Origin of the sequence: Alistipes sp. An31A (genome assembly GCF_002159425.1) — a bacterium.
GTDB lineage: Bacteria > Bacteroidota > Bacteroidia > Bacteroidales > Rikenellaceae > Alistipes > Alistipes excrementigallinarum.
Genome location: NZ_NFIO01000001.1, coordinates 65,749 through 89,375, shown reverse-complemented (window position 1 = coordinate 89,375; position 23,627 = coordinate 65,749). Strand labels below are relative to the sequence as shown.

The 23,627-nt window shown below is 61.6% G+C and carries 26 protein-coding genes; 11 read left to right on the top strand and 15 right to left on the bottom strand.

The window, feature by feature from the left end; all coding sequences use genetic code 11:
- Positions 1-14: 14 nt before the first annotated feature.
- From B5F90_RS00455 to B5F90_RS00445, 3 genes are all read left to right on the top strand, one after another.
- A complete protein-coding gene (locus B5F90_RS00455; RefSeq protein WP_087359846.1) occupies positions 15-530 on the top strand; it encodes an OmpH family outer membrane protein in 516 nt (171 codons plus the stop codon).
- A 27-nt stretch (positions 531-557) separates the two neighbouring features.
- Positions 558-1,100, top strand: coding sequence for an OmpH family outer membrane protein (locus B5F90_RS00450; RefSeq protein ID WP_087359843.1), 543 nt, complete (start codon positions 558-560; stop codon positions 1,098-1,100).
- Positions 1,101-1,397: 297 nt separating this feature from the next.
- The gene (locus B5F90_RS00445; protein WP_087359841.1) at positions 1,398-2,312 is read left to right on the top strand and encodes an AraC family transcriptional regulator; all 915 of its coding nucleotides are present in this window, start codon (positions 1,398-1,400) and stop codon (positions 2,310-2,312) included.
- Between the two features lie 258 nt (positions 2,313-2,570).
- Here the strand turns inward: B5F90_RS00445 and B5F90_RS00440 are convergent, their stop codons facing one another.
- From B5F90_RS00440 to B5F90_RS00420, 5 genes are all read right to left on the bottom strand, one after another.
- On the bottom strand, positions 2,571-2,792 hold the full coding sequence (locus B5F90_RS00440) for a hypothetical protein (RefSeq protein ID WP_087359838.1): 222 nt from the start codon (positions 2,790-2,792) through the stop codon (positions 2,571-2,573).
- A gap of 120 nt (positions 2,793-2,912) precedes the next feature.
- Positions 2,913-3,374, bottom strand: coding sequence for a hypothetical protein (locus B5F90_RS00435; protein ID WP_087359836.1), 462 nt, complete (start codon positions 3,372-3,374; stop codon positions 2,913-2,915).
- Positions 3,375-3,385: 11 nt separating this feature from the next.
- Positions 3,386-4,009 carry a hypothetical protein gene (locus B5F90_RS00430; RefSeq protein WP_143256065.1) on the bottom strand — a complete coding sequence of 208 codons (624 nt, stop codon included), beginning with the start codon at positions 4,007-4,009 and terminating at the stop codon, positions 3,386-3,388.
- Positions 4,006-4,728, bottom strand: coding sequence for a bifunctional demethylmenaquinone methyltransferase/2-methoxy-6-polyprenyl-1,4-benzoquinol methylase UbiE (gene ubiE, locus B5F90_RS00425; protein ID WP_087359830.1), 723 nt, complete (start codon positions 4,726-4,728; stop codon positions 4,006-4,008). The genes B5F90_RS00430 and ubiE overlap by 4 nt, the downstream gene beginning before the upstream one ends.
- A complete protein-coding gene (locus B5F90_RS00420) occupies positions 4,725-5,972 on the bottom strand; it encodes an FtsX-like permease family protein (RefSeq protein WP_087359827.1) in 1,248 nt (415 codons plus the stop codon). Before B5F90_RS00420 ends, ubiE begins: the two co-directional genes overlap by 4 nt.
- Positions 5,973-6,048: 76 nt before the next feature.
- Here B5F90_RS00420 and B5F90_RS00415 point away from each other — a divergent pair, with 76 nt between their 5' ends.
- The 8 genes from B5F90_RS00415 to tpiA all read left to right on the top strand — a co-directional run bounded on the left by B5F90_RS00415 (position 6,049) and on the right by tpiA (position 17,291).
- Positions 6,049-6,795, top strand: coding sequence for an SDR family NAD(P)-dependent oxidoreductase (locus B5F90_RS00415; RefSeq protein ID WP_087359824.1), 747 nt, complete (start codon positions 6,049-6,051; stop codon positions 6,793-6,795).
- Between the two features lie 232 nt (positions 6,796-7,027).
- On the top strand, positions 7,028-7,780 hold the full coding sequence (locus B5F90_RS00410; protein WP_087359822.1) for a zinc metallopeptidase: 753 nt from the start codon (positions 7,028-7,030) through the stop codon (positions 7,778-7,780).
- Complete coding sequence (locus B5F90_RS00405) at positions 7,777-9,369, top strand: hypothetical protein (RefSeq protein ID WP_087360635.1); 1,593 nt, start codon at positions 7,777-7,779, stop codon at positions 9,367-9,369. The genes B5F90_RS00410 and B5F90_RS00405 overlap by 4 nt, the downstream gene beginning before the upstream one ends.
- Entirely contained in the window at positions 9,366-10,868 is a 1,503-nt protein-coding gene (locus B5F90_RS00400; RefSeq protein WP_087359820.1) for an MBOAT family O-acyltransferase, read from the top strand. Before B5F90_RS00405 ends, B5F90_RS00400 begins: the two co-directional genes overlap by 4 nt.
- 13 nt (positions 10,869-10,881) lie before the next feature.
- A complete protein-coding gene (locus B5F90_RS00395) occupies positions 10,882-11,529 on the top strand; it encodes a phosphatase PAP2 family protein (protein WP_087359817.1) in 648 nt (215 codons plus the stop codon).
- A 273-nt stretch (positions 11,530-11,802) separates the two neighbouring features.
- Complete coding sequence (locus B5F90_RS00390; RefSeq protein ID WP_087359814.1) at positions 11,803-13,977, top strand: hypothetical protein; 2,175 nt, start codon at positions 11,803-11,805, stop codon at positions 13,975-13,977.
- Positions 13,978-14,162: 185 nt separating this feature from the next.
- Positions 14,163-15,887 carry a lysine--tRNA ligase gene (lysS, locus tag B5F90_RS00385; protein WP_087359811.1) on the top strand — a complete coding sequence of 575 codons (1,725 nt, stop codon included), beginning with the start codon at positions 14,163-14,165 and terminating at the stop codon, positions 15,885-15,887.
- Between the two features lie 645 nt (positions 15,888-16,532).
- Positions 16,533-17,291 (top strand): triose-phosphate isomerase, encoded by a 759-nt coding sequence (gene tpiA, locus B5F90_RS00380; protein WP_087360632.1) that lies wholly within the window; start codon positions 16,533-16,535, stop codon positions 17,289-17,291.
- A 210-nt stretch (positions 17,292-17,501) separates the two neighbouring features.
- On the opposite strand, the gene B5F90_RS00375 is transcribed toward tpiA, so the two are convergent.
- From B5F90_RS00375 to map, 10 genes are all read right to left on the bottom strand, one after another.
- Complete coding sequence (locus B5F90_RS00375) at positions 17,502-17,942, bottom strand: PepSY-like domain-containing protein (RefSeq protein ID WP_087360630.1); 441 nt, start codon at positions 17,940-17,942, stop codon at positions 17,502-17,504.
- A gap of 345 nt (positions 17,943-18,287) precedes the next feature.
- A complete protein-coding gene (locus B5F90_RS00370) occupies positions 18,288-18,974 on the bottom strand; it encodes a DUF6624 domain-containing protein (protein ID WP_087359809.1) in 687 nt (228 codons plus the stop codon).
- Between the two features lie 374 nt (positions 18,975-19,348).
- Positions 19,349-19,915 carry a 50S ribosomal protein L17 gene (gene rplQ / locus B5F90_RS00365; RefSeq protein WP_087359806.1) on the bottom strand — a complete coding sequence of 189 codons (567 nt, stop codon included), beginning with the start codon at positions 19,913-19,915 and terminating at the stop codon, positions 19,349-19,351.
- Between the two features lie 2 nt (positions 19,916-19,917).
- Positions 19,918-20,910, bottom strand: coding sequence for a DNA-directed RNA polymerase subunit alpha (locus B5F90_RS00360; RefSeq protein ID WP_087359803.1), 993 nt, complete (start codon positions 20,908-20,910; stop codon positions 19,918-19,920).
- Between the two features lie 23 nt (positions 20,911-20,933).
- Entirely contained in the window at positions 20,934-21,542 is a 609-nt protein-coding gene (gene rpsD, locus B5F90_RS00355; protein WP_087359800.1) for a 30S ribosomal protein S4, read from the bottom strand.
- Between the two features lie 120 nt (positions 21,543-21,662).
- Positions 21,663-22,052 (bottom strand): 30S ribosomal protein S11, encoded by a 390-nt coding sequence (rpsK, locus tag B5F90_RS00350; protein ID WP_022307380.1) that lies wholly within the window; start codon positions 22,050-22,052, stop codon positions 21,663-21,665.
- 13 nt (positions 22,053-22,065) lie between these two features.
- Positions 22,066-22,446: a 30S ribosomal protein S13 gene (gene rpsM, locus B5F90_RS00345; RefSeq protein ID WP_087359798.1), complete on the bottom strand. Its 381-nt coding sequence runs from the start codon at positions 22,444-22,446 to the stop codon at positions 22,066-22,068.
- A gap of 35 nt (positions 22,447-22,481) precedes the next feature.
- Positions 22,482-22,598 (bottom strand): type B 50S ribosomal protein L36, encoded by a 117-nt coding sequence (ykgO, locus tag B5F90_RS00340; RefSeq protein WP_010262443.1) that lies wholly within the window; start codon positions 22,596-22,598, stop codon positions 22,482-22,484.
- A 19-nt stretch (positions 22,599-22,617) separates the two neighbouring features.
- On the bottom strand, positions 22,618-22,836 hold the full coding sequence (gene infA, locus B5F90_RS00335; protein ID WP_087359795.1) for a translation initiation factor IF-1: 219 nt from the start codon (positions 22,834-22,836) through the stop codon (positions 22,618-22,620).
- Between the two features lie 6 nt (positions 22,837-22,842).
- The gene (map, locus tag B5F90_RS00330; RefSeq protein WP_087359792.1) at positions 22,843-23,619 is read right to left on the bottom strand and encodes a type I methionyl aminopeptidase; all 777 of its coding nucleotides are present in this window, start codon (positions 23,617-23,619) and stop codon (positions 22,843-22,845) included.
- Positions 23,620-23,627: the final 8 nt, after the last annotated feature.

Below are 23,627 nucleotides of genomic sequence, written 5' to 3'. Positions count from 1 at the left end.
ATAAAAACGGAACTATGAAACGTCTGATTTTGATTGCGGCATTCGTGCTTGCGGCCGGAACCGTCGCCGCCCAGAACTGCATCACCGTCAACAGCGAGAAGCTCTTCAAGTCGCTCGACACCTACAATGCGGCCATCGAGCAGCTCGATTCGCTCGCTTCGGCCTACCAGAAGCAGGTCGACGCCCGCTTTGCCGAGGTCGAGGAGCTCTACAATACCTACATGGCGCAGAAGCGTACGCTCACGGCCGCCATGCAGCAGAGCAGCGAAAACGCCATCCTGACCAAGGAGAAGGAGGCGCAGCAGTACCAGGAGAGCATCTTCGGCAACGAGGGTACGCTCATGAAACAGCGCGTGGCGCTCATCGAGCCGATTCAGAAGCAGGTATTCGCCGTCATCGAGGCCTATGCCGCCGAGGTGGGGGCCGACCTGGTCATCGACTCGGCCAACAACCCGACGCTGCTCTACAACTCGGAGCGCGCCGACCATACGCAGCAAATTATCGAACGACTGAAAACAACAAACAAATAACAAGACAACAAAAACAACTGATTCACCATGAAAAGAGCCATCAAACTGACCCTTGCGGTAGCACTCATGATGAGCGCCACGTCGCTCTTCGCCCAGAAGTTCGGGCGCATCAATACCCAGGAAATCATCATGAACATGTCCGAGACCAAGGAGATGCAGACCAACCTTGAGAGCTTTGCCAAGGAGCTGCAGGACCAGGTCGAGAGCATCAACGTCGAATTCAACAACAAGCGGCAGGAGTTCCAGAAGAACTACAATACCTACTCGGAGTCCGTTCGCCAGCTCAAGGAGAAGGAGCTCTATGAGCTTCAGCAGCGCCTCGAGGACTACAGCCAGGTGGCACAGCAGGATTACCAGAAGCGTCAGAACGAGCTGCTCGCCCCGATTGTCGAGAAGGCTCGCGCAGCCATCGACAAGGTGGCCAAGGCCAACGGCTTCATGGCCGTCTTCGACATCTCGACGGGTGCCATCGCCTACTTCGACGAGGCGACGCTGACCGACCTTGCCCCGCAGGTACGGGCCGAGCTGGGCATTACGGAGACTCCCGCTGCGGAGACGACTTCGAAATAGTTCGAAACACGAGGAGTCCGTACGCCCTCCGGCAGGAAGGGGGCATTCGGGTCCGATAAAAGCCTCGATACGACGGGCGGCCGATGTTCGGCCGCCCGTTCTTATTTCCTGCACCGCCGCAACCTCCCGACCCAGCACACCCCGCCCCGCAACCCGGGCAGAAGGCTCCGCCCGATACGGCATCGTGCGGCCGCTCTGCAAAAAGGAGACACAACTGTCCGAATGTTCCGAAAATGAGACATTCCGAATACTAAGCGCAAATATTTACGTTATATTCGATGAAAAGACGACAATAAAATGGAACTCACAAACAACCCAACGGAAGAAATCCCCTGCTTCACCCTTGCACAGCTTCTCTCCATGCAGGGCGCCTCGCCCGAGCGGGAACTTGCAAAGGGTTGCATGACGGCCAACAACAATCTGCAGCGCCGGCTGTTCCGCTACCCCTGTCGCATCGACGCCCTCTTCATCGGGGTGTGCACGGAGGGAGAGGCCGAGATATCGTTCAACCTCAACAATTTCCGGCTCTCAAAGGACAGCATGTTCATCTATGCTCCCAAAAACATCATCCAGGTACACTCCGACGAGCGATTCTGCGCCCACATGGTAATCATCACCCCGGAGTTCATGCAACGTCTCAACGTCGACATCAAACGCATGATGCCGCTCTTTCTCCGCTACGCCAACCGTCCCTGTATCGAACTCTCGGAGGAGGAGTGCCGGACGTTCCGCAGGTTCCTCTCGCAGGTCGAGCAGGAGCTGGCTGCCCCTGACACGCCCTTCTCACGCGACGTGGTCGACGCGCTGGTCACGGCCACCATCTACAAGTCGTGCGACACTCTCACCCTGCATGCGGAGGAGCAGGCCTCGCCAGAGCCCCCCATACGAAGTCGCAACGAGTTTTATTTCAAGGAGTTCATGAGACTTCTGAACGAGAATTACAAGTCGGAGCGGAGCGTCCTGTTCTATGCTCAGAAGCTCTGCATCACGCCCAAATACCTCACCTCGCTCATCAAGCGCGTGAGCGGCAAGTCGGTCTCCGAATGGATTGACAACTACGTGATTCTCGAGGCAAAGACGCTGCTCAAGTCCTCCAACATGAGCATCCAGGAGATAGCCTACTACCTGAACTTCCCCAACCAGTCCTTCTTCGGCTGCTACTTCAAGCGCCACGCCGGACTCTCGCCCTCGCAGTACAAGCTCAAGAGCTGAGAAGCCGGCCCGCCCCACGCCCGAAGCGGCGAACCGTCCCAAGGAAGAGGCACTCACCAAGAGACAAAAGGCCCGTCACCGCTTCGGTGACGGGCCTTTTGCCATGTATTGCCTGCACACAGCCTGCCTCAATCGCACTCCGCCGGACGGACGGAAGAGGTGACCGCACCCCGCACGCCGCCCCGAAACAGGCACAGGACAAAAAAATAAGAGGGCTCTTGTAGAAGAGTCCTCTCGAACAAATGTTCCGTGGAGCAATTACTTCGTCTCCTCAACGGGGGCAACCTCCTCAGCGGCGGCAGCCTTCGTCGAATCGCAAGCCTCGGCGCAAACCTTCGTCGAGTCGCACTCCTCGGTGCACTCTACAGCAGCCTCGGTAGCCTCAGCCTCAACCTCGGCAGCCTTCTTGTTCGAGTTACCAGCGCAGCCTACCATTGCAACGGCTGCCAGAACAACGACAAAAGAAAAAATCTTTTTCATAGCAGGAATAATTTTAATGGTTATTTTTTTACGCCGCAAAATTACATAATCGGTGGAATTATGCAAGAAAAAAGAGAAAAAAAATACAGCTTTACGCCACCTTTGTCCCGTAGGTATCAGTCATTTCACCAAATCGGCCGCCGTCAGCTCCTCATTCTTGACGTAGGCCTTCGGAAAGACCCCCTGGACACGTCCCTTCAGGATGATGGCCTCCTCCGAGGTGAGGCAGTCCCCCACCGTCACCTTGAAGTAGGGATTCTCATAAACCATGTAGACGCGGATGCCGGGAAAGTGCTCCTCGAAGAGCGTCTTGGCCTCGACGGCCTTGGCCCGGGCATCCTGCCCGTTGTCGAAGAAGATGCAGACGCGGTAGCCGCGGAAACGCAGCTGCGTCTCACCCGAAGAGAGCTCCTTCACGGCGCGGGCCGCCTGGGCATCCTCGCGCACCGTGACGCGGGCCGTCCCCAGGGCGGCTTCGGAGACGGCCGGACGGGCCAGCTGCTCCTTGAAGGCCTCGAGCGACTGGGCCCGAAGCGAACCTGCGGCCGCAAGGGCCACAATCAGCATGATGAACGTGCGCATAGTCAGAAAGGTCAGAATAGTTTCTTGAGGTCATCGACCGACAGCCCGAAGTTACGCAAAAAATCCGACAAAGGGACCCTTTCCTGCGAAAGATTGGCCGAAGCGAGCCCATACCGCCCGCGGGCATGCCACGTGACGGTGGCCTCGGCCGTCTGGCCCGACTGCAGCCGCCGGCCGACGAGCAGCAGCGTCAGCGGGTCGGAGGCCTGCAGCCGCCACCGCGTCCCGAGGCTCGCCTCGCTCCGCCGCGGCAGCACCACCTCGTCGACAAGCCGCGCGCTGGCCAGACACCGCTCGCCCCAGTAGAGGTCGAAGCCCGCCTCCTTGAGCCGGAGCGTGCGGCCCGTATCGTTGACGGCCCGCAGCGTGAGGTCCACGCCCGAGAGGCCGTGCAGGGCGACCGACTCGACCCCCTCGAAGCGGATGTTGCGGCGCACCCGCTCGACCGCTCCCGAGCAGGAGCTCGCCGCGACGGCCACCAGCAGCAGCGCCGCACACCAGAGCCGCCGCACCGCCGGCCGCAACCGACGCGCGCGCTTTGTCTCCGTACGCCCGTGCGCACCTCGTTCCGTTCCGCTGCCGCACACAGGGCGTGCGGCGCAGCATGGAGTCGTTGTTTCGTTTCGTCTCATCATCGTTCTCCCGTATAAATCCGGGCTATTCCGAAGCTCTGGCTCCGGGCCCGGCAGTTGTGGAATCCCGCCCGGCGCATCAGCTCCATGAAGGCTTCGGGCTCGGGGAAGGCCTCGACCGAGGCGGGCAGGTATTCGTAGGCCTTGCGGTCCTTCGAGACGGCGCCGCCGATGCGGGGCAGCAGCCATCCCGAATAGAAGCGGTAGAGGCGGCCGAAGAGTGCCCCTTTCGGTTCCGAGAACTCCAGAATAACGGCCACACCCCCCGGTTTTATTGTGCGGGCCATTTCGCGCAGCCCAGCCTCGAGGTCGCCGAAGTTGCGCACGCCGAAGGCTACCGTCAGGGCGTCGACCGAGGCGGTCTCGACACGCAGATGTTCGGCGTCGCCCTCCTCGAGCCGCACGCGGGCGTCGAGCCCGCGCTCCGTAACCTTGCGGCGCGCCCGCTCGAGCATCTGCTCCGAGAGGTCGATGCCCAGCACCTGCGAGCCGGGAATGCGGCGGGCCAGCTCGATGGCCAGGTCGCCCGTGCCGGTGGCCAGGTCGAGGATGCGCCGTGCGCCGTGCCGCCGCACGAGCCGCACCACGCGGCGGCGCCACAGGCGGTCGATGTTGAACGAAAGAGTATGGTTGAGCAGGTCGTAGCGCGGCGCTATGCGGTCGAACATGTCGCGCACCTGCGCCTTTTTGGGGCGCTCCTCATCGTAGGGTTTTACCGTCATTCGTATCGGATGGTTTGTTCGGGTTTAATCGAGGATATAATATAGGTAGGAAGCACCAGCAGCAGGACGATGACCGCCAGCACCCCGGCGTTGAGCAGGAGCCACCACCCCCACTCGAGGGAGATGGGGACCTCCGAGAGGAGGTATCCCTCCGAGTCGAGCTTCACTACATGGAACCACTGCTGCAGGAGGCAGAGCAGCAGCCCCACGCCGTTGCCCCACGCCATGCCGCGCAGGGCGATGAAGGCCGCCCGGTAGAGGAAAATCCGCCGCAGCGGGCCGTTGCGCATCCCCAGCGCCTTGAGCAAGCCAATCATCCGCGTCCGCTCCAGCACCAGAATCAGCAGCGCCGAGGCCATGTTGAAGAAGGCCACCACAAGCATGATGCCCACTATGACGGCGGCGTTGACGTTGTGGGCCGCCAGCCAGTCGAAAATGTTGGGATAGAGCTCGCGCAGCGACGTGACGGTGAGGTTCTGCGCCTCATCGCCGTCGTCGTAGAGCAGGCGGAGGGCCACCCGCCGCGCGAAGTCGTCCGAGTGGGCGAAGTCGTCCGTACGCAGCTCGTAGCCCGAGACCTCGTCCTCCTGCCAGTCGGCCAGCCGCTGCACGTTGCGCAGGTCGGTGAAGGCCAGCAGGGCGTCGGCCTCGTCCATGCCCGTCGCGTAGAGGCCCGAGATGCGGAAGCGGTCGCGGCGGGGGCGCATGCCGCTCCCCTCGACGAAGAGCATCTCGACCTTGTCACCCACGTCGAGCTTCAGACGGCGCGCCATCAGCTCGGAGAGCAGCACATCCTTCGTCCGCAGCGAATCGCCCACGCGGGGCAGCTCCCCGCGGCGCAGGCGGCTGCGCAGAAACGACCAGTCGTAGCTCGCGTCGACCCCCTTGAGCAGCACCCCCTGCACGGCGTCCTGCGTGCGGACAATGCCGCTGCGCGCGGCATAGGGGGCCATCGAGGCGAAGCCCTCGACGCTGCGGAGCAGCTCCTCGAGGGCGGCCGTACGCCGCACGGGCTCCGAATCGGGGGCCGAAACCCCGCGGATGTCGGTCACCACGGCATGCGCCGCCAGCCCCGTCAGGTTGCGGACCACCTCGCGCTTGAAGCCCACGATGACGGCCAGCGAGAGGAGCATCACCGCCACGCTCAGCGCCACGGAGACCACCGCGATGCGCACCATCACGCCGGGCTTGCTGCCCGACGAGGCCGAGGCCAGACGACGCGCGATGAAAAAGGGAAGGTTCACGACTCGGGGTTTTATGGAATTGTGTGCAAAGTAACATATTTTTTCGTAATTTCGCCCATCACTAAACCCCGGAACAATGAAAAAACTGGCATTGATTACGGGAGCGACCTCCGGCATCGGCCGCGCAACGGCGCTCCGTCTGGCAAAGGAAGGATACGACATCGTGGCAACGGGCCGCCGCGCCGAGCGGCTCGAGACGCTCCGCCGCGAAATCGAGGCGCTGGGCGCCTGCTGCACGACGCTCTGCTTCGACGTGCGCTCCGAGGAGGAGGTGCGCCGCGTGCTGGAGCCCCTCGAGCGGGTGGACCTGCTGGTCAACAACGCCGGACTGGCCGCCGGACTGGAGCACATCGACCAGGGCGACACGGCCGACTGGGACGCGATGATTGACACCAACGTCAAGGGACTCCTCTACGTCACGCGCGTCATCACGCCCAAGATGGTGGCCGCCCACCGGGGCCACATCTTCAACATCGGCTCCATCGCCGGCACGGAGCCCTACGAGAACGGGGCGGTCTACTGCGCCTCGAAGCACGCCGTGCACGCCATCTCGCAGTCGATGCGTGCCGATCTGCTGGCCGACGGCATCAAGGTGACCGAAATCCGCCCGGGCATGGTCGAGACCGAGTTCTCCGAGGTGCGCTTCCACGGCGACAAGGCGCGCGCCGAGAAGGTCTACGAAGGGGTGACGCCCCTGACGGGCGACGACATCGCCGAGGCGATTGCCTGGGTGGCGCAGCTGCCCGACCACATGAACGTGAACGACATGGTGCTCATGCCCGCCCAGCAGGCCGGCGCCTACTACACCGTCCGCCGTCACTGAGCGCGGCCGCCGGGCGGCAACCCCCGCACGCAGGGGGCGGCCCGGAGACGGTGCCGATGCCGATGACGCCCCGACGCCGGGCGGCGGCACGATGCCGAACGGACGAAACTCCTCTCCGGCGAGGGAAAGTCGCGCGGAGGCGCACGTTTTTGTACGCTTCCAAAATAAAATGCCTATATTTGCCGTTGATTTTCCGTAAGGAATAATTGACGGAAAACAAAAACACGACACCATGTTACAACCACTTATCGCCCTGCTCTATGCGGGCACCCAACAGAGCGCACACTTCTCCGCCGCTTCGTCGGGCATGTTTCTGCTCATCATCGCCATCGGCATCGCCGGCTACATCGTCCAGGCACGGCTCCAGTCGGTGTTCAAGAAATATTCGAAGGTTCAGTTCCCCGGCGGGCTCACGGGCGCCCAGGTCGCCGAGAAGATGCTGCGCGAGAACAACATCCACAACGTCAAGGTGACGCACGTGGCGGGACACCTGACCGACCACTTCAACCCCCAGACGATGACCGTCAACCTGAGCGACAGCGTCTACAACTCGACGAGCGTCGCGGCGGCGGCCGTTGCCGCCCACGAGTGCGGCCACGCCGTGCAGCACGCCCGCGACTACGCCCCGCTGACGCTCCGCTCGCAACTGGTTCCCGTCGTGCAGTTCGCCTCGTCGGCCGCCACGTGGGTCATCCTGCTGGGTCTGGTGCTGCTGGCCACCACGCGCAACGAGCTGGTATGCTGGATTGGCGTGGCGCTGATTGCCATGTCAGCCCTCTTCTCGCTCATCACCCTCCCGGTCGAGTACAACGCCTCGGCCCGCGCCCTTGAGTGGCTCGAGTCGAGCCGCACGATGCAGGGCGCACAGCTCGTCCAGGCCCGGGAGGCCCTCACGTGGGCGGCCCGCACCTATCTGGTGGCGGCGCTCGGCGCCATCGCCTCGGTGCTTTACTACGTCTTCCTCATCCTCGGTCGCCGCGACTGATGCAACCCGAAAAGAACTACCTCAACCGCGGCTGGATAGCCCTCACGATGCTCATTGCGGTGCTCGTGGGGGTCAGTTTCATTCCGCCCCAAAGCGTGGGCGGCATCCATCTGCGGCGTGCCAACATCCTCTCCGACCTGCTCACCTTCGAGGATGCCGCCGAGGCCAAGGCCGAACCCGCGCTCTTCGACGAGGAGGAGTTCCATGTGGACATGGAGCAGGTTGCCGAACGGATTGTGGCCGACTCGCTGGCCGACTCCGTCCGCACCACCTTCGAGTGGTCGCTCGCACGGCCCGACTCGACCCTCCGCGCCCGGCGTCCCGACACGGTGCGCCTCACACCGCGCATCGTCCCCATCGAGGACTACGACACGACGGGCATGAGCCCCATGCAGCGATTCTACGAGGCGCTGCTCGGCGGCCGGCCGGTGCGCATCGCCGTTCTGGGCGACTCCTTCATCGAGGGCGACATCCTGACGGCCGACCTGCGCGAACGGCTCCAGTGCGCCTATGGCGGCGGCGGTACGGGTTTCGCCCCGATGGCCTCGCCGCTGACGGCCTTCCGCCGCACGGTGCGCACGCAGGCCCGCGGTTGGAACTCCTACAACATCATGCAGCGGCAGCGCACGCCCGAGGAGCTGCGCGCCAACTACTTCGTCTCGGGATGGGTCTGCAGCCCCGACGAGGGGGCCTCGACGCGCTGGGAGGCGACCGACGCCCGACAGCGACTCGACTCGGTGACGACGGCCCGCGTACTCTTCCTCGCGCCGGAGGATGCCCGCATCGAGGCGACGCTCAACGACACGCTGAGCCGCAGCTTCGACGTCGAGGGTGACGCCGCCGTGCGGCAGCTGCTCGTCACGGCGCCCCACATCCATGCGCTGAGCTTCAAGGTGCTCTCGGGCACCCGCCGGTTCATCGGCTACGGCGCCACCTTCGAAGGGGGCGGCGTGACGGTCGACAACTACTCGGTGCGAAGCAACAACGGGCAGGCGATGTTCTGGACCAACCCCTCGGTCAACGCCCAGGTGAACGCAATGCTGGGCTACGACCTGGTGGTGCTCCAGTACGGACTCAACATCATGCAGGCGGGCGTACACGCCTACAACAGCTACGGCCGCCAGGTCGAGAAGATGGTGGCCTACGTACGACAGTGCTTCCCCGGCGCGGCGGTGCTCGTGCTGGGCGTGAGCGACCGCTCGGTCAAGGGCGAGGCGGGCTTCGAGCCGATGGATGCCGTCCCCTACATGAGCGAATGCCAGCGCCGTGCGGCCCGCAATACGGGAGCCGCCTTCTGGCCCACGAGCGACGCCATGCGCGTGCTGGGGGGCATGGAGCGCTTCGTGGCCAGCGGCTGGGCGGGCAAGGACTACACCCACATCAACTACGCGGGCGGCCGACAGGTGGCCTGGGCGCTCTTCGACGCCCTCAACGCCGCACTGGGCGATGCGACCCTGAGGCTCGAGGCGGAGGCTCGCCGCCGCGAAATGCAGCAGGGGGTCATCGACTCGCTGCACATCGTCCGCCTCGACCGGCAACTCTTCTCCGGCGTCATGCTGGAGGACCCCGATAACACCTCGTTGCAATGACCCTTCCCATCACGGACGACCTCGCGGACAAACTCCAATCGCTGCTGCTCTACGACCCCTCGTCGCCGCTGATTTTCAGCAGCGGGCTCTTCCTGTTCCTCTTCGCGGGATTCCTGCTCCTCTACAGCGCCCTGGGCCGCGCCCAGACGGCACGCGTGCTCTACGTCGTCCTCTTCTCGCTCTACTTCTACTACAAGTCGAGCGGCTTCTACTTCCTGCTGCTGGTCTTTACCGCGGCGAGCGATTACTGGCTCGCCCACGCCATCGCCCGCACCGAGCGGCAGAGCGCACGACGGTGGTTCGTGGCGTTGAGCGTTGCCATCAACCTCGGCATGCTGGGCTACTTCAAGTACACGAACTTCTTCATCGACCTCTCGAACCAGCTCTTCGGACAGGGATTCCTCGAATTCCGCAACATCTTCCTGCCGGTGGGCATCTCCTTCTTCGTCTTCCAGTCGATGAGCTATACCATCGACGTCTACCGCCGGCAGCTGCGCCCGCTCGACCACTGGCTCGACTACCTCTTCTACCTCTCCTTCTTCCCGCAGCTGGTCGCGGGCCCGATTGTCCGCGCCCGCGACTTCATCCCCCAGATTCGCCAGCGCCCCTTCGTCACGCGCGAGATGTTCGGCACGGGGGTCTTCCTGATTCTGACGGGCCTCTTCAAGAAGGCCGTCATCTCGGACTACATCTCGCTCAACTTCGTCGACCGCATCTTCGACGAACCGCTGCTCTACTCGGGCTTCGAGTGCCTGATGGGCATCTACGGCTACGCGCTGCAAATCTACTGCGACTTCTCGGGCTACTCCGACATGGCCATCGGCATCGCCCTGCTGCTGGGCTTCCGCTTCCCGAAGAACTTCGACGCCCCCTACAAGTCGGCCACCATCACCGAGTTCTGGCGGCGGTGGCACATCTCCCTCTCGAGCTGGCTGCGCGACTACCTCTACATCTCGCTGGGCGGCAACCGCAAGGGGCGCGTGCGCACCTACATCAACCTGCTCCTCACCATGCTGCTGGGCGGCCTGTGGCACGGCGCCGCCATCCGCTTCGTGCTGTGGGGCGCGCTGCACGGCGTGGCGCTGGCGCTCCACAAGATGTGGCTCGCCCTCGTCCCCGGCGCCAAGATTTCGGGTGCGCAGATGCACCCGCTGAGCCGCATCGCGGGCATCTTCCTCACCTTCAACCTCGTCTGCTTCGGGTGGCTGATGTTCCGCGCCGAATCGATGCAGTGCGTCGAGCTGATGCTCCACCAAATCTTCACCAACTTCAACCCCGCCGTCATTCCGCAGGCCCTTGCAGGCTATGCGGGGGTCTTCGCCCTCATCGGCACGGGCTACCTGCTCCACATGCTCCCGGGGCGGGTCGACCAGATGGCCCGCAGCGTGGTGATGCGCTCGCCGTTCGTGGTGCAGGTGCTGATGGCCGCCGTGCTGATTTGGTGCGTGATGCAAATCAAGTCGAGCGACATCCAGCCCTTCATCTACTTCCAGTTCTGAAAAACACACGACGATGAACTTCGACCACGACCTCTTCCTGCTGCTCAACTTCGACGGCGGCACGACGCTCGACCGCGTGATGCTCACGCTCTCGGGCACGACCATGTGGCTGCCGCTCTATGCGCTGATTCTCTGGCTCGTCTGGCGCCGCAACGGCTGGCAGCGGACGCTGCTCTTCTGTGTGCTCATCCTGCTGGCCGTCGCTCTGGCCGACATGGTGGCCGGCATCTTCAAGCATTCGGGGCTGCTGGGCGGGCTCTGCCCCGACCTTGAGCCGCGCCTGCGCCCGATGTTCACCCCCGCACTCGAAGGGCTCGACATCACGCCCGACTCGCTCGCGGTGCTGCGCCGTGCCGCACCGGCCGACGCCTCGTGGGTGGTTCACGTACCGCAGGGGGCCCTTGCGGGCCGCTACGGAACCGTCTCGGCCCACGCCTCGACGACGGTGGCGCTGGCCCTCCTCTCGGCGGGCATCATCCGCCGCCGCTGGTTCACGTGGGTGATGGTCATCGCCACGCTGCTGATTTGCTACTCGCGCATCTATCTGGCCAAGCACTTCCCGATGGACATCGTCTGGGGAGCCGCACTGGGCGCCGTGCTGGGATGGGCCGGCTGCCGGCTCTACCGCATCATCGGCCGCCGTCTGCCCGAAAGGAAGTAAAACCGCACCAACGACACCCGAGCGCGGGGTCCGGACTGTCCGGGCCCCGCGCCTGGCTTGTATGCGCGTCCATGCACCGGCATCCGCGTCGGGATGTGCTGCATGCAAGGCTGTTTTCGACCGAAATGCATCACCATTCAATCAAAATGGTAAAAAGGAGAGCTGATTTCTCTTTTTGTCGTATAATTTGGTCTATTTTATTTGTTTTTCCTGCCGTTTTTTCCGATATTGCACCAATCTTTTCCCTTTATTAATCATTTAACCTTTGCAAGCATGAAAAAAATCTACTCGATTCTCGCATGCGCCATGCTTCTGCTGACGTCATGGAGCTGCTCCGAGGACACAACGTCCGGTCCGGGGCCAGAAGAACCCACGGCCCCCGAACTCTCGGCCCAACTTCAGTCCGCCCAGGAGGGCACCGTCACCTTCACGGTCACCGCAACCGAGGGTGCCGAGGTGGCCTACTGGTTCGGTGAGGCAGCCTTCTTCGAGACGGTGGACGTCACCCCCGAGACGATTTTCCGGACCGGCGAGACCATCACCCCCGTCAGCTTCCCCGCAACGGTCACCATCGAGGAGGCCAACCTCTACGTCGCAAACCGCATCTGGATAGCCGCCCGCAGCAACGGACTCTACAGCCAGGCACTCTGTCTGGAGGTCAACCCCTCGGACGAGGATATCCTCACGGCCGGCGAGGCGACCAAGACCAGCCTGAGCTACATCATCGGCAACGTCGCTCCGGACGCCGCCGTGAGCCACACCTACATCGAGCTCTGGTTCTACAAATACCTCCACGACCAGGCCGTGGCCGAATACGGCGAACTGACCGAGGAGGAGTTCAACCGTCTGGTGCTGGCCAACTACGGCATCACCTCGACCGGTCCGCGCACCGTGGTCTGGAACGCCGGTGATGCGAACGAGCCTCGCGAAAGCTTCGCCGCCATCGTCGGCGGACGCACCTACGTGGCCCTCGCCGCACCGCTGCTCAATGCCGAAACCGGTCAGATGGGACGCGCCGAGTCGGTCGAAATCAACACCCCCGAGCCCGACGAGTCGTCGGCCCGCGTCCAGGTGACCATCTCGGAGCTCACCCCCGAGGGGATGCTCTCGGTCATCGACCCCGGCGAGGATGTGCGCTTCTTCTACTACGACCTCTTCAGCCGGCAGACCCTCGACGAGTTCCTCAGCGAGAATACCGAGAAGGACCTCTGCGACTTCCTCTACGAATACGGCTACGTCAGCGCCAACTGCTACACCGACCAGTGGGGCTTCACGGTTCCGGGAGCCGCCTACGTGCTGGCCATCTACGGCGTCGACATGAACGGCGACACCTTCCTCCAGCAGGAGGCCATCGAGCCGGAGCCCTACGAGCCCGAAATCGAGCTGACGCTCACCCCCTACGAGAACGAGGCGGAGTCGCTCTACGGCTACAACACGCTCCACGTCTCGGCCACGTTCCGCTACTTCGACCAGATTGACCCCTCGACGGTCATGTACCTCTTCACCTCGAAGGAGATGATTGACGCGTTGAGCTCCGGGCTTTCCATCGAGGATGCCATCCAGTACGGCCTCTTTGTCCCCAACGCCATGCCCCTGTCGGAGGAGTGGAGCGCATCGCTCACCGCACAGCAGCAGTTCTCGGGCGTACTCAAGGAGGACCCCTTCACCTCCAGCGCACTCCAGCCCCAGACCGAATACTGCTTCCTGGTGATGACCAACGACCCCTCGGGCACCGAAGTAATCGGAGCGTATGCCGTCGCCGCAACCAACGCCGAGCCCAGCGAGGAGGAGGACGAGGGCTACAAGGCCTATCTGGGCGAGTGGACGCTCAAGGGGCAGAGCACCGAGTTCTGGAGCCCCAACACCATCACCTACAACCTGCGCGTCGAGGAGCTGGTGGCCAACTACAGCTACCGCGTCTACGGCTGGTCGGATGCCGACGTGGCACAGACCACCCCCTTCGTGATGAACTACGACCCCGAGACCCAGCAGGTCTACATCCAGGGTCCTCAGGACCTGGGTCCCTACAACGGCAACGACAACATCCACCTCTACTTCGGCGGCATGGTGCTCGGCGACGGTGACAACCTCAATTACGTCAACACCGCACCGCAGCGGCTCTTCACGGGCCACCTCTACGACGACAGCTTCATCCTGCAGGGTGAGTTCACCGAGTTCGAGGGGCGCAGCACCGACTACCGCTCGATGAACTACGTGAGCGTCGACTCGGCAACTCCCGACACCTATTCGCGCATCCCGGGAGCGCTCTACGACGCCATCTACTTCAACATCCAGCGCGCAGCCGCATCGGGCACCGCCGCACGCCGCAACTACGTCGAGCGGCCGACAGCTCCCGCGCCCGCCCTTCAGAGCGCTGCCGCCGGACAGCTGCGCCATGACGTCGACCCGCGCAGCACACGCCCGCGTCCGCGCATCGCCCTCCGATAGCGCACGCCCGGCAGCGTGACGGCAGCGGCCGCCGCGCCGGGCAACCCGCACGCATGAACGACCCCCGGAGCCACTGGCCCGGGGGTTGCTGCGTCGGAGGGGGTCGAAAAAAAGGGGCCGCACCCGAAATCTCGACTTTTTTTTGTAATTTTGCCCTCCGGAAAACAAATCAAACAAGAGATAATATGAGCATCGAACTCAGTGAACAGGAACTGCTTCGCAGACAGTCGCTCAAGGCGCTGCGCGAATTGGGCATCGACCCCTACCCCGCCGCCCGTTACGAGGTGACGGCCACCGCGCGTGAAATCGCCGAGAACTACGACGAAGCGAAGGGCAACTTCCAGGATATCCGCATCGCGGGCCGCATCATGTCGCGCCGCATCATGGGCAGCGCGTCGTTCTTCGAACTGCAGGACCACACGGGCCGCATCCAGGTCTACATCCGCCGCGACGACATCTGCCCCGAAGGCGACCCGACGCTCTACAACACCGTATTCAAGAAGCTGCTCGACATCGGCGACTTCGTCGGCGTGGAGGGCTTCGCCTTCCATACCAAGACGGGCGAGCTCTCGGTGCACTGCCGCAAGTTCACCCTGCTCTCCAAGTCGATTCGTCCGCTGCCCGTCGTCAAGGAGAAGGACGGCAAGACTTTCGACGCCCTCACCGACCCCGAAATCCGCTACCGCCAGCGCTACCTCGACCTGATTGTCAATCCGCAGGTCAAGGAGGTCTTCGTCAAGCGTGCCAAAATCATCACGACGATGCGCGAGTTCTTCAACGAGCGGGGCTACCTCGAGGTCGAGACGCCCATCCTGCAGCCCATTCCGGGCGGTGCGGCGGCACGTCCCTTCATCACGCACCACAACTCGCTCGACATAGACCTCTACCTGCGCATCGCCACGGAGCTCTACCTCAAGCGGCTCATCGTCGGCGGCTTCGACGGCGTCTACGAGCTGGGCAAGAACTTCCGCAACGAGGGCATGGACCGCACGCACAACCCCGAGTTCACCTGCATGGAAATCTACGTGGCCTACAAGGACTACCGCTGGATGATGGAGTTCACCGAGCAGATGCTCGAGCGGATTTCGACCGCTGTGAACGGCACCACGGAGCTGACCATCGACGGCCGACAAATCTCCTTCAAGGCCCCCTTCCGCCGCCTGACGATGACCGACGCCATCCGCGAGAAGACGGGCTACGACATCACGGGCCAGAGCGAGGAGCAGCTGCGCGAGGCATGCAGCCGTCTGGGTGTCGAGACCGACGAGACGATGGGCAAGGGCAAGCTCATCGACGCCATCTTCGGGCAGTACTGCGAAGGGGAGCTCATCCAGCCCACCTTCGTCTGCGACTACCCCATCGAGATGTCGCCGCTGTGCAAGCGCCACCGCGACAACCGGGAGCTCACGGAGCGTTTCGAGCTCTTCGTCAACGGCAAGGAGCTCTGCAACGCCTACTCCGAGCTGAACGACCCGATTGACCAGCTGGAGCGCTTCCAGGAGCAGCTGCGTCTCTCGGAGAAGGGCGACGACGAGGCGATGTTCATCGACATGGACTTCGTCCGCGCACTGGAGTACGGCATGCCGACCTGCTCGGGCATGGGCATGGGCATCGACCGTCTGGCGATGTTCATGACGGGCCAGTCCTCAGTTCAGGACGTGCTCTTCTTCCCGCAGATGCGTCCCGAGAAGAAGGTCGTGGCCGACCCCGCGGAGGCCTACACTGCCATCGGCGTCCCCGAGGAGTGGGTTCCCGTCATCCAGAAGATGGGCTACATCACCGTAGAGTCGCTGCGCAAGCTCGCACCGGGCAAGTTCTTCAACGACCTCTGCGGATACAATAAGAAAAACAAGCTCGGGCTGAAGGCCCCCTCGATGGAGGAGGTCAAGGCGTGGTGCGCGGCCGAATAACGGGCCGGGCACCTCGGGCCGCGGGGCCCCACGGGGGGCACTGAGGAGGCACTGAGGAGGAGCCGGGAGCCACAAGGGCCACGGAGGAGCCGAGAGCCCGGAAGGCCACGAGAACCACGGGAGCCACGGAGAAGCCGAGAGCCCGGAAGGCCATGAGGGTCGCAAGGGTCGCGGAAGTCTCCGGGGTCACAGGGCACGAGGATTAGCGGGGTAACATGGCCCCGGGAGTCATTGTCCCCGCAACGCCCCGCAATGCAGCATTTCGGAAGCATGAGCGAACAGGAAACAGAGCGTCGGAAGCGGAGAATCGCCGACGCGGTCATCATCGCCGTCATCGTGGCGGGCGGCCTCTCCATCGGAGGGGTGCTGCCGGCATGGTTCGGCCGCGCGGTGTGGCTGCTGCTGGCCGCCGGATGCTGGCTCTGGCTCGCGCTCCGGGCGTGGCACAGGCTCACGATGCGGCAGCGCGGCTGGCTGGTCTTCTGGAGCTATGCGGCCGCAGGGTGTGCCGCCGCATGGGTGCTCCACACGGCGCCGGAGCAGGCGACCCTCTGGGTGCGGTTCGACCGCATCTGCAGCGCCATCCTGCTTGCGGGGCTGATAACGGCAATTGCATACAACATCATCTATAAAAACAAACCGAACATGAGAAAGAAAATCGTAGCCGGCAACTGGAAGATGAATACGCTTCCCGCCGAAGGAGTCGAACTGGCAAAGGGCGTCGTAGCAGGACGCGGCGAGGTATGCTCGTGCGTGAACTTCATCGTCTGCCCGCCGTTCACCCATCTGTCGATGGTGGCCGAGGCCCTGAAGGGTTCGGACATCGCGCTGGGCGCCCAGAACTGCGCCGCCGAGGCCAAGGGTGCCTACACGGGCGAGGTTGCAGCATCGATGCTTGCCGCCCTGGGCTGCAAGTATGTCATTCTGGGCCACTCGGAGCGCCGCCAGTACTACGGCGAGACCTCCGCTACGCTCAACAAGAAGATGGAGCAGGCCTATGCCAACAACCTCACGCCGATTTACTGCGTGGGTGAGAACCTCGAGGAGCGCGAGGCCGGCAAGCACTTCGACGTGGTGAAGGCTCAGATTGAGGAGGTGGTCTACAACCTCACGGAGGAGCAGTTCAAGAACCTGGTCATCGCCTACGAGCCCGTATGGGCCATCGGTACGGGCAAGACCGCCACGGCCGAGCAGGCTCAGGAGATTCACGCCTACATCCGCAAGGTGCTGGCCGAGAAGTTCGGCGCAGCTGCTGCCGAGTGCCCGATTCTCTACGGAGGTTCGTGCAAGCCGGCCAACGCTGCCGAAATCTTCGCCAAGGAGGATGTCGACGGTGGTCTGATTGGCGGCGCCGCCCTCAAGGCTGCCGACTTCCTGGCCATTGGCAAGGGATTTGCCAAGTAGTCCCGGACTCCGGAAACAGCGGCCGGCGCCCCCGTCGGGGCGTGGACCGCATCCACGACAAAGCCCGTGCTGCACAATGCAGCACGGGCTTTGTCGTTGCGTCGCGGAGAGGCCACTGCACAGGTCCGGCGGCCAGTGTTCCTCCCCCACCTCCATGCAAAAAAGCGGCGGGGCCGAAGCCTCGCCGCTTGCTGCCGATGGAAGCCGGCATCAGTCGTCGATGTCAATCACCTGGAAGTTCTTGTCGAACTTGATTTCCAGGCCATTCATCAGCTCGGCCTCCCAGGTGTACTTGTTGCGCTCGATTTTGCGGATGGTCTGCCCTGCGAAGCTCTTGGCAACGTAGTCGCGAATCTGGGCCGGTACAATCGCCTCGGGAACCGCCGCATAACGGCACTCGACCGAGGTCCAGGCACCGTCGTTGTCGAAGTCGACCTCCGTACGGTCGGTGTAGGTCACCTCATACTCCGAACCGATGAACTGCGGGTCCTCGATGGCGAAGGCGAGGGTCAGGTTCTTGAAGTTGGCGGAGAGGAACTCCTGCGCGGCGGCGGGAAGCTGCTCGAGGGTGATGGGGCGCTCGCGGCCGTCGGCGAACGAAGCGGTGATACCTGCAAAGAGAAGGGCTGCTGCTGCAAAATACTTTTTCATGGTCATACGGTTTTTTAAGTTTTAACGTGTTCTGTTTTCTTTTACGATACAAAGTTCGCGCTCAAATCTGAAAAGAATCTAACATCGGCTGCCGAGGGGCGATTTTTTGCAAAAAATTTTTTCCGCCACCCCTTCCGACGCACCTCCCCCACTGTTGCCGGCCTATCACCGCACCTACGACAAACCCTTCGCCGCTCCGCTGACGGTCCTTCACCTTCGGGCGCCGGCCCTTCACCGCACCTACGACACGGCTTTCTCTTCGGTCGTCAATCCTTCGCCACAACTTCGACGACCCGCTTACCTACTGCCGCCGGCCGGTCTACCCGATGTCCGGCAATTCAATTGCTACTCCTCGGAGAAGGCCTCGACCCCGAGCGTCGGGTCCCAGGTGCAGGGGGCGCCATAGCTCTCCCCCACGGCACGGAGGTAGTCGTCGATGGGTTCGAGTCCCACCGCCTCACGCAGCGAATCGAGCCGCTCGGGCGACTCGACGGGCCAGAGGCGGCAGATGCGCTCGACGCGCTGCGGCGCTCCGTCGACCAGGAGCGTCGAGGCGTGCGTCTGCGTGCCATAGCGCTGGGGGCGTCCCTCACGCATGAGCATCCGGTCGAGCAGCGTGGCGTAGCTCGCTCCGGAGATGCGGCCGGCCCGCATCTGCTCCTCGACGAGCGGCATGAAGCGTCGCTGCATCGCCAGGTCGGCGTGGTCAATCACCAGCCAAATGGTCTCGTTCGCCTCGTCGGAGAGTCCCTCGGGCCACCCATTCTCGAGCAGCGAGGAGACAATCTGCCGGTTGCGGGCATCAACCTCCTCCATGCGTGCGCAGGCCGCAAGCAGCGAGTCGACCTGCTGCGGCTCCTGCTGCGAGAGGCGAAGAACCTCGAGGCGCACCGCCTGGTCCCGGTCGTGAACCGTCCGCAGCAGCGAATCGAGGTTCTGGGCTGAGAGTGTCTGAAGGCCGCACAGGGCGCCGAGGCCGAGCAGCCATCGTTTCATCGTCGTCATTCCTATCATCGTCTTCATCGTCTTCATTGCGCTCCTCATCGCGGTTTCAAAGGATTGAAATCTGTACGGCTCCCCCAACCGCATGCGGCCGAAGGTGCGCATGGTCCGAGTAACGCTTCGTCCTATAAATATAAGGAAAAAATCGGCAACAGCATGACGCAACGCGCCGAAACACACCAACCACGGCACAAAAACAGAAGAGGACAACAAGAACCCGAAGGGAGCGCACCACGCCGAAGAGCATCCTCCACAACGCCACAAGTCCCCGAAGAAAACAACGCGACAACCGAAAAGCCCCAGCTGCGCACAAAAAAATTCCCGGGAGTGTCGCTCGGCGACCCCTCCCGGGAACTCTTCGGCTGACGGGTTCCGGACCCCGGTCGGGGTCCGCCCGTGCGCGATTACATCTTCTTGCCTACGTTGGTCTTCTTGGCAGCCTTCGGAGCGGCGGTCTTGGCCGATGCAGCCTTCGGGGCCTTCGGCGCAGCCGTCTTCTTGCTCTCTACGACCGTAGCATCCTCCACGGCGTCGGTCGTCTTCTTCGAACGCGAACGACGCGTCTTGGGCTTCGCCTCCGTAGCGGCCGGCTTAACACCCAGCGTGTAGGGCTCGTTGAAGTCAACGAACTCGATGATGCACATGTCGGCAGCATCGCCCAGACGGAAGCCCGTCTTCAGAATACGTGTATAACCGCCCGGACGCTCGGCAATCTTCGGCGCGATGGTACGGAAGAGCTCCGTTACAGCCTCCTTCTGCTTGAGGTAGGAGAATACGACACGGCGCGAGTGCGTGGTGTCCTCTTTCGACTTCGTTACGAGCGGCTCCACGAACTGACGCAGGGCCCGTGCCTTCGCAACCGTAGTCTCGATGCGCTTGTGCAGGATAAGCGACGAAGCCATGTTCGACAGCAGCGCCTTGCGGTGACCCGCCTGACGGCCGAGATGGTTGAAATTCTTATTGTGTCTCATGTTTAGTCTTTGTCAAGTTTGTAGATAGATACGTCCATACCGAACTTAAGGTTGAGCGAGGCCAGCAATTCATCGAGCTCCGTCAGCGACTTCTTGCCGAAGTTGCGGAACTTCAGCAGGTCGTTGCGGTTGAGCTTCACCAGGTCGCCTACGGTGTCCACATCGGCGGCTTTCAGGCAGTTGAGCGCACGTACGCTCAGGTCCTGGTCCGAAAGCTTCGTCTTCAGCAGTTGGCGCATGTGAAGCACATCCTCGTCGAACTCCTCGGCGCCGTTCGTATCCTCCATGTTCACCGTAATCTTCTCGTCGGAGAAGAGCATGAAGTGCTGGATGAGGATTTTCGCGGCCTCCTTGAGCGCCTCCTTGGGATGAATCGACCCGTCGGTAGTAATCTCTATGTTGAGCTTCTCGTAGTCGGTCTTCTGCTCGACACGGTAGTTCTCCACAGAGTATTTCACGTTCTTGATGGGCGTGAAAATCGAGTCGATGGGCAGCGTTCCGAATTCGCAGTCGGCCGGCATGTTCTCCTCCGAGGGAACATAGCCGCGCCCCTTGCCAATCGTGAGCGTCATCTGCATCTTCGTACCCGGAGCCAGGTGGCAAATCACCAGGTCGGGGTTCAGCACCTTGAAGAACGACAAGTAATTCGAGATATATCCGGCAGTCAGCTCCGTCACACCCGCAACGTTAATAGACACCTTCTCGGCATCCTGATTATCGACTGTGCGGATAAAACGAACCTGCTTCAGATTGAGGATAATGTCAATCATACCCTCCATCACACCGGGGATGGCGGCAAACTCGTGGTCGACACCGGCGACCTTGACAGTCGTGATTGCATATCCCTCCAGCGAAGAGAGCAGAATACGACGCAAAGCGTTACCGACAGTCATACCGAATCCGGGCTCCAGCGGTCGGAATTCGAACTTCCCGAACGACGGAGTGGATTCGAGCATAATAACCTTCTCAGGTTTCTGGAATGCTAAAATTGCCATAATATTGAATTGCTGTTAAATTACTACTTCGAGTAGAGTTCGACGATGAGCTGCTCCTTGATGTTCTCGGGAATCTCCTCGCGCTCCGGGGTCTGGAGGAACTTGCCGCTCATGGTGGCGTTGTCCCACTCCAGCCAGGCGTAGCGGCTCTTCGAACCGCCGGCGAGGGATGCCGTGATGACTTCGAGGCTCTTCGACTTCTCGCGAACGGAGACGATGTCGCCCACGCGGAGCGAATACGACGGTACGTTCACTACGCTTCCGTTCACGCAGATGTGGCAGTGCGATACGAGCTGACGGGCAGCTGCGCGCGTCGGAGCGATACCCAAGCGGTAAACAACGTTGTCCAGACGGCACTCGAGCAGCTTCAGCAGGTTCTCACCCGTGATGCCGCCCATACGGGCAGCCTGCTCGTACGTGCGCGAGAACTGCTTCTCCAGCAGGCCGTAGGTATACTTGGCCTTCTGCTTCTCGCTCAGCTGCGTACCGTACTCGGAAATCTTCTTGCGCTTGCGCGCCAGGCCATGCTGTCCGGGAGGATAGTTGCGCTTTTCGAGCACTCTGTCCGCACCGTAAATAGCTTCACCGAACTTTCTGGCGATTTTAGATTTTGGTCCTATATATCTTCCCATGGTTTTACTATGTTAAATATCGTTGATTAGTTGTTGGCTCCGTCCCTGGCCGACGGCCGGCCCGCAAACACCTTCTCAGAGAATCATTGCTGCCCGCCGCCCGAAGGGCCGGCACCGGAATTATACGCGGCGACGGTTGGGAGCACGGCAACCGTTGTGCGGCAGCGGAGTGACGTCGATAATCTCCATCACCTCGATACCGGCACCGTGGATGGTGCGTACGGCCGACTCGCGACCTGCACCCGGGCCCTTGACATAGACCTTCACCTTGCGCAGACCCATGTCGTATGCAACCTTGGCGCAATCGGCGGCCGACGTCTGTGCGGCATACGGAGTATTCTTCTTCGAACCACGGAAGCCCATCTTGCCGGCCGACGACCAGCTGATGACGTCACCCACCTCGTTGGTAATCGTGATGATGACGTTGTTGAAAGTCGAGTGTACGTAAGCGTTGCCCACGGCACCTACCTTCACGACCTTTTTCTTGACTGTTCCAGTTTTCTTTGCCATAATTCTCTAAAGATTACTTAGTTGCCTTTTTCTTGTTTGCGACCGTCTTCTTCTTGCCCTTGCGGGTGCGGGCGTTGTTCTTGGTCGACTGGCCGCGAACGGGAAGACCCAGGCGGTGACGGATGCCGCGGTAGCAGCCGATATCCATCAGACGCTTGATGTTGAGCTGAACCATCGAACGGCACTCGCCCTCGACCTTGATGCCCATCTCGGCAATCTTCGAACGAATGGCGGTTACCTGCTCATCGGTCCAGTCCTGTACTTTGACGTCGTAGCTGATTCCTGCGCCGTCGAGAATCTTGCGGGCCGTCGAGCGACCGATACCGTAGATATAGGTCAGACCGATTTCGCCCTGCTTGTTTTTTGGTAAATCTACACCAACTATACGTGCCATAAAAATCTTTTCTTCTTAAATAAACCGTTTAAACATTACCCTTGGCGCATTTTAAACTTGGGATTTTTCTTGCAGATGACGTAAAGTTTGCCCTTACGCTTCACAATCTTGCAATCCTCGCTTCTCTTCTTGATGGATGCTTTAACTTTCATGATTTCAAGCAATCAATTGTTATTTGTAACGGAAGGAGATACGCCCCTTGGTCAGGTCGTACGGCGTCATCTCCACTTTTACCTTATCGCCGGGAAGAATCTTGATGTAATGCATGCGCATTTTACCCGAGATGTGTGCGGTAAGAATGTGGCCGTTGTCCAGCTCGACGCGGAACATCGCGTTGGAGAGGGCCTCGATAATCGTACCGTCCCGTTCGATAGCAGCTTGCTTTGCCATAGAGTCTCAGTTTTTTAGTGTTTTCTCGATGATACTGAAGTCCGTCAGGACATCGGGACCATCCTTGCGGATTGCCACGGCAAACTCGAAGTGTGCCGCCGGCTTGCGGTCCTTGGTCCTTACCGTCCAGCCATCCCGTTCGAAAACCACCGCCTTGGTCCCCATGTTGATCATGGGTTCGATGCAGATGACCATACCCTCCTTCAGGAGTGGTCCTCTGCCTCGTGCTCCGTAGTTGGGAACACCCGGGTCCTCGTGCATCTTCCGACCCAGTCCGTGTCCCTCCAGTTCGCGCACTACGCCGTAACCAAACTGTTCGGCGTACTCCTGTACGGCCGCCGAGATATCGCCTACGCGATTTCCCGCCTTGGCCTGCGCCGTACCTTTATAAAGAGCCTCTTTGGTGACGTCGAGCAACTGCCGTACTTCCTCGGCAATCTCTCCCACGGCAAACGTATAGGCCGAATCACCAACAAACCCCTTCATAAACGTACCACAATCGACCGAAACGATGTCGCCCTCCTTGAGGACGCATTTCGAGGATGGGATACCGTGAACTATCTGCTCGTTGACCGAAATGCACAACGAGGCGGGATAGCCCTCGTACCCGAGGAAAGCGGGAACCGCTCCGTGCGAACGGATAAAATCTTCGGCTATCTTATCCAACTCCTTGGTGGTGACGCCGGGCGCGATGTGGCGACCCACCTCCGCCAGCGTCTCGCTCACCAGGATGTTGTTTTCGCGAAGCAGCTCGATTTCCTCGTCTGTCTTTAGGTAAATCATGTTCAAGA